The sequence below is a fragment of the Sphingobium sp. ba1 genome (assembly GCF_000743655.1).
In the GTDB taxonomy this organism is placed as follows: Bacteria; Pseudomonadota; Alphaproteobacteria; order Sphingomonadales; family Sphingomonadaceae; genus Sphingobium.
Genome location: NZ_JPPQ01000069.1, coordinates 930197 through 936625 on the forward strand (window position 1 = coordinate 930197; position 6429 = coordinate 936625).

At 65.0% G+C, this 6429-nt stretch carries 6 protein-coding genes; 5 read left to right on the forward strand and 1 reads right to left on the reverse strand.

What is annotated here, in order from left to right:
- Positions 1–721, reverse strand: a 721-nt coding sequence (locus IL54_RS07585) for a LysR family transcriptional regulator (protein ID WP_037478079.1), incomplete at its 3' end; no start/stop codon positions are given.
- 131 nt (positions 722–852) lie between these two features.
- Between IL54_RS07585 and IL54_RS07590 the strand changes: the two genes are divergently transcribed.
- From IL54_RS07590 to IL54_RS07610, 5 genes are all read left to right on the forward strand, one after another.
- Entirely contained in the window at positions 853–2289 is a 1437-nt protein-coding gene (locus IL54_RS07590) for an aldehyde dehydrogenase family protein (protein ID WP_081913027.1), read from the forward strand.
- Positions 2290–2419: 130 nt separating this feature from the next.
- The gene (locus IL54_RS07595) at positions 2420–3502 is read left to right on the forward strand and encodes an alanine racemase (protein ID WP_202807680.1); all 1083 of its coding nucleotides are present in this window, start codon (positions 2420–2422) and stop codon (positions 3500–3502) included.
- The gene (locus tag IL54_RS07600) at positions 3502–3903 is read left to right on the forward strand and encodes a RidA family protein (protein ID WP_076605475.1); all 402 of its coding nucleotides are present in this window, start codon (positions 3502–3504) and stop codon (positions 3901–3903) included. The genes IL54_RS07595 and IL54_RS07600 overlap by 1 nt, the downstream gene beginning before the upstream one ends.
- 17 nt (positions 3904–3920) lie before the next feature.
- Positions 3921–5243: an NAD(P)/FAD-dependent oxidoreductase gene (locus tag IL54_RS07605; RefSeq protein ID WP_037478083.1), complete on the forward strand. Its 1323-nt coding sequence runs from the start codon at positions 3921–3923 to the stop codon at positions 5241–5243.
- A gap of 113 nt (positions 5244–5356) precedes the next feature.
- A partial coding sequence (locus IL54_RS07610; RefSeq protein WP_037478084.1) for a sugar-binding domain-containing protein occupies positions 5357–6429 on the forward strand: 1073 nt, incomplete at its 3' end.

Sequence of the window (6429 nt, forward strand, 5' to 3'; positions counted from 1 at the left end):
GCAAGATGATGCCCAGCCCCGCCAGCGCCCAGTCGCGGATGATCTCGCCATCATTGCTCGCCATGACCGGCTTGATCCGCACCGTCACCTTGCCCTGCTTGGCATGGGCAAAGCGCCAGAGCGTGACATCCTCGTCATTCTCGCGCAGCGCGAGGCAGTGATGCGCCGTCAAATCCTGCGGGGTCTGGATCGGGGGATGCCGGGCAAGATAGTCGGGGGCGGCGCACAGGATGCGGCTGTTGGGGGCAAGCGTCGTGACCAGGCGGTCGCTTTCGGGCAACGCCCCGATATGCACGACGATATCCCAATTGTCGGCCATTTGTCGGATCGGGCTGTCGGACAGCGCCAGCGTCACCGATATCGCCGGATGGCTTTTGGCAAAGTCGCAGACCACCGGCGCGACATGCCGCCTGCCAAAACCATAGGGGGCCGCTACGCGCAGATGGCCGCTGACCTGCCGGGTGCGGCTTGCCACCCGTTCCGACAATTGTTCGATCGCGCTGATGATGTCCGCCCCGTCCGACGCGATCAACTCCCCTTCGTCGGTCAGGCGCAGACCGCGAGATGTCCGGTCGATCAGCTTCACCCCCACCCGCTCCTCCAGCGCCCGCAAGCGTTGCGTGACCGCAGGCGGCGTGACATTCAACCTGCGCGCCGCCTCGGCCAGCGACGGCGCGCTGGCGATCATATGGAAAAAGCGGAGGTCATCCGTCGAAAGCATTAAGTTTCATCTTAGCCATAAATACAGAATATGTTAATTGCGGACTTCAGAAATCGGCATATTCTGCGACCCATGGCATGTCAAAACCAATGTACGGGTCGCTGTCCGTTTCATCGAAGAAAGCCGCGTTTATGACCACCCCATCCTGCGATCGGCTCTATATCGACGGAGCCTGGGTCGACCCGGCAAAACCGCTCCCGGCCATCCCGGTGATCAGCCCGGTGACCGAGCGACAGATCGGGGCGGTCGTCCAGGGCAGCGCGGCGGATGTCGACGCCGCCGTCCTGGCTGCCCGCCGCGCCTTCCCTGCCTTCTCCCAGACCGCCCCCGCCGAACGGATCGCTTTGCTCCGCCGGATATTGACGCTGATGGAAGAGCGGTTCGAACTCTTGGCGCAGGCGATCTGTCTGGAAATGGGTTCGGCGATCGGCTTCGCCCGCGCGTCGCAGGTGCCGTTCGGCATCGCCCATGTCCGCGCCGCGATCGACGTGCTGGAAGATTATGCCTTCCTCCGGCAGCAGGGCAGCACCGCGATCCTGCGCGAAGCCATCGGCGTCTGCGGCCTCATCACGCCCTGGAACTGGCCGCTCTACCAGGTCACGGCCAAGGTCGCGCCCGCCATCGCCGCTGGCTGCGCGGTCATCCTGAAACCGAGCGAACTATCACCCTTCAGCGCGCATCTCTTCGCGCAGATCATGCACGACGCTGGGACACCGGCGGGCATCTTCAACCTCGTCAGTGGCACCGGCACAGAGGTCGGCGCAACGCTCGCCGCGCATCCGGGCATCGACATGATCTCGATCACCGGCTCCACCCGCGCGGGCGTACTGGTAGCGCAGGCCGCCGCCCCGACGGTCAAGCGGGTGACGCAGGAACTGGGCGGCAAGTCGCCCAACATCCTGCTGGACGATGCCGATTTCGAACGGGTCGTACCCTTGGGTGTGGCCTCGGCCTTCCGCAATGTCGGCCAATCCTGCAGCGCCCCCACGCGGATGCTGGTGCCAGCCGAAAGGCTGGCGCAGATCGAAGCGCTCGCCGCAACCGCCGCCGCCGCGTTGGTCGTCGGCGATCCCGCTCTGGACGGCACGGACCTTGGCCCGGTCGCCAATCGCAGCCAGTTCGACAAGGTGCAGGCCATGATCCGCATCGGCATGGCCGAAGGGGCGCGGCTGGTGTGCGGCGGTCCGGGGCGGCCCGATGGCCAGGACACAGGCTTTTTCGTCCGGCCCACCATCTTCTCCGACGTGCGCCCCACCATGCGCATCGCGCAGGAGGAAATCTTCGGCCCCGTCCTCTGCCTCATCCCCTATGCCAACGAAGCCGACGCGGTGCGGATCGCCAACGACACGGTCTACGGCCTCGGCGCGCACGTCCAGTCGCGCGACCTGGACCGCGCCCGCGCCGTCGCCGCGCAAATCCGCGCCGGGCAAGTCCATATCAACCATCCGGCCTGGGACGGCATGGCCCCCTTTGGCGGCTATAAACAGTCGGGTAACGGCCGCGAATATGGCGTGTTCGGCCTGGAGGAATATTTGGAGACCAAGGCGATACTGGGCTATTTCCCATGACAAACATGATGATGCCAACAAGGAACCGGCCGTGACGATAGCCCAAACCGTGGAACCGCCGCAGGACGAAGCGGCGCCCGCGCGCCTCGCCGATCTGGAGACGCCCTGTCTCATCCTCGACACCGACCGCATGGACCGCAACATCGCCCGCCTGCGCGACCGGCTCGCGCCCTTAGGCGTATCGCTGCGCCCGCATCTCAAGACTGCTAAGTCGATCGAGGTCGCCCACCGCGTCATGAGCACGCCGCAGGGACCGGCGACGGTCTCGACCCTCAAGGAAGCGGAATTTTTCGCCGCCGCCGGTGTCCGCGACATCATCTATGCGGTGGGGATCGCGCCTTGGAAACTGGCCAAGGTCATCGCCCTGCGCAAACAGGGCATCGACCTCGCTATCGTCCTCGACACGGTCGAACAGGCGCAGGCCGTGGCCGCCGCATCGCGCGAAGCGGGCGATGCCATTCCTGCGCTGATCGAAATCGACTGCGACGGCCATCGCTCCGGCGTGTTGCCGACCGACCGGGACCGGCTGGTCGCGATCGGGCAGGCGCTGACCCAGGGCGGCGAACTGCGCGGCGTGCTGACCCATGCGGGCGGCAGCTATGCCGCGCGCGGGGAAGAGGCGCTGCGCCGCTGTGCCGAGGAGGAGCGCCGCGCCGTTGTCGATGCCGCCGCCATCCTGCGCGACGCGGGCCTACCCTGTCCGGTGGTCAGCATGGGTTCCTCCCCGACGGCGCACCACGCGCAAGACCTGACTGGCGTGACCGAAGTGCGCGCGGGCGTCTTCATGTTCTTCGATCTGGTGATGACAGGCGTTGGCATATGTCGCGTCGAGGATATCGCGCTTTCCGTGCTGGCGACCGTGATCGGGCATCAGCGCGACAAGGGCTGGATATTGATCGACGCGGGCTGGATGGCGATGTCGCAGGATCGCGGCACATCCAAACAAGCGGTCAATCAGGGCTATGGCGTCGTCTGCGACAGCAGCGGCACGGCCTATGATGATCTCATTCTGGCCGACGCCAATCAGGAACATGGCATCATCATGGTCCGCCCTGGCTCTGGCGCGGCCTTGCCCGACCTCAAGATCGGCGACCGGGTGCGTGTGCTGCCCAACCATGCCTGCGCCACCGGCGCGCAGCATCGCCGCTATCATGTCGTTCACGGCACCGACGATCAGGTCGTGGCACAATGGCAGCGTTTTGGAGGATGGTAATGACCAACACACCGCAACCGATCCTGACCGACACTGCCCCCGCTCCGGCCGGCCATTATGCGCAGGCGATCCGGTCGGGGAACACGCTCTATATTTCGGGTCAGCTACCGATCCGGGCCGACAAGGCACCCCTGTCCGACATGGAATTCGAAACGCAGGCGCGGCAAGCCATCGCCAACATGCTGGCGATCCTGAAAGCGGCTGGGGCTGAACTGTCCGACCTGTGCCGGGTCACCGCCTATATCGTCGGCATCGACAACTGGCCGCGCTTCAACGCCGTCTATGCCGACATGCTGGGCGATGCCAAGCCTGCTCGCACGGTCGTCCCCGTCCCCGAACTCCATTATGGCTATCTGGTCGAGGTCGACGCGATCGCCAGCCTGCCCGCTACAACCGACTGACCCTTCAGGAGCCGATGATGCTGCCCTTCGTTCAACAGGTCGCCAGTGACGACCATCTGCCCGACGCGGTCGATGTCGTCGTGGTGGGTGGGGGTATCGTCGGTACGGCGGCCACCTATTATCTGGCAAAGCGCGGCTTGAAGGTCGCCCTGATCGAAAAAGGCCACATCGCCTGCGAACAATCGAGCCGCAGTTGGGGCTGGTGCCGCCTGCAAAATCGCGATCCGCGCGAAATGCCCTTGTCGTTGCTGTCGATGCGCCTCTGGGACAGTCTGGCGCCAGAGATCGGGCAGGATCTGGGCTTTCGCCGCTCCGGCCTTATCTACACCACCGACGACGCAGCGATGTTGGCAGGATGGGAATCGTGGCTGCCCACCGCACGCGAGTTTGGCGTCGAAACCTATATGTTGAGCGCCAAGGAAGCGGCCGCGCGCATTCCCCAGACGCGCCGCAACTGGGTCGGCGGCCTTCATTCGGTGCGAGACGGCAAGGCTGAACCCGCCTTGGCAGCGCCGATATTGGCGGAAGGCGCCCGCGCTCTCGGCGCGACCATTCACCAGCAATGTTCCGCGCGTGGCCTAGACATTACGAACGGCCAGGTCACTGGCGTCCATACCGAACGGGGCATGATCCGCACCGACGCTATATTGTGCGCGGCCGGTGCCTGGGCCTCGACCTTCCTGCGCCGCCACGGCATCCGCTTCCCGCAGGCCAGCGTGCGGCAAACGGCCCTGCGCACCAAACCGACCGTCAATGTCGGCGAAGTCCTCTATTGCCCGGACCTCGCCATGACCCGCCGCTTCGACGGCAGCTACACCATGGCGATCAGCGGCCGGGCCACGCTGGAACTGACGCCCCAGGGCTTAGGCTTTGCGCGCGAATTCATGCCGCAATTTATCCAGCGACTCAAAGCCGTCCAGATGGGGGTTGGTGCGTCCTTCCTCACCGGCCCGGAATCGCTATCGGCCATGTTCGGCAAAGATGACCGTCTCTTCGAACGCAACCGCATCGCCGCCCCCGTGCCCAACCGACGGCTGGTCCAGGCGATCATGGACAATGTGCGCGGCACCTTCCCGCAACTGGCAGGCATAGAGGTTGACCACGCTTGGGGTGCCTATATCGATTGCACGCCCGACGCGGTGCCGGTGATCTCGGCCGTCGATCCGGTCGGCGGGCTATATCTCGCAGCGGGATGCTCCGGCCATGGCTTCGGCGTTGGCCCCGGCATCGGCTATCTCGCTTCGGAACTGATCGCCAACGACCGGCCAAGCGTCGATCCCACCCAGTTTCGCCTGAACCGCCTGATCGACGGCTCGAAAATCAAGGTCGGCTCGCTCTAACGCGGCGTAATTTATCTGCCCGGAATGGCATGATCCGACCGCTGATCTGCGGTCCATGGTTGACATGGACCAGCTGATGCTATTTGGCCTTACCAATAATTGGGAGAGGTCAAATGCGCGTATCGAAAATCAATTTTCTCGGTCTGGTCAGCATCGCGGCAATGGCGCTGGCGACCGCCCCCGCTGCCGCAGTCCCCGCATCGGCCACGGCGCAACCGGGCGCACAGGCCGCCGGTCCCCGCCAGATCGTCTCCCTTGCATCGGGCTGGCGCTTCCGTTTCGGCGGCGATGCCGATGGCGTCACCGCCCCGACCTTCGACGATAGCAGTTGGGAACGGATCGACCTCCCCCACACATGGAACCGCATGGGCGAATATCAGCTCACCCGGTCGGCACAGAGCAATTTGGAACAAGGCATCGGCTGGTATCGCCTGGCTCTGACCGCGCCATCGCGGGCCAAGGGCCAGCGTCAGTTGATCCAGTTCGACGGCGTCGGCGCAATCGCGGAAATATGGGTGAACGGCGTGCGCGTCGGCGGCCATGCCGGCGCCTTTTCGACCTTCCGTTTCGACATCACTGATCAATTGCGAGCCGGCGCATCGAATAGCATCGTCGTCAAAGCCGATAACAGCAAGCCCGCACCCGGCAGTTCGACGGCGGACGTCATACCGCTCGGCGGAGATTTCTTCGTCCATGGCGGCCTCTATCGCGGCGTATCCCTGATCACGGTCGATGCCGCACAGTTTGATACGCTCGATCATGGCGGGCCGGGCCTCTATATCAGCACGCCGCAAGTGACGGACGCCGCCGCCAGCGTGGCGCTGCTCGCGCGGCTGCGCAACGCCGGACCGGGGCGGCGCAAGCTGACCGTCAACACGCAGATTCTGGATGCCGACGGCGCGGTCGTCGCACGGGACAGCGCCCCCGCCGCGCTGACCGCGAATGGCACGCTGGAACTGCGCCGCGCGCTGATGATCGCGCAGCCGATATTGTGGCAGGGACGCGAAAATCCCTATCTCTATCGCGTCGTGTCCGAACTGGTCGAACGCGGCCGCGTGGTCGACCGGGTGGAGCAACCGCTCGGCGTGCGGACCTTCGCCTTTGATCCCGACAGGGGCTTCATTCTGAACGGCAAGCCCACCCGCCTGCACGGCGCGTCGCGCCATCAGGACCGGCAGGGCAAGGG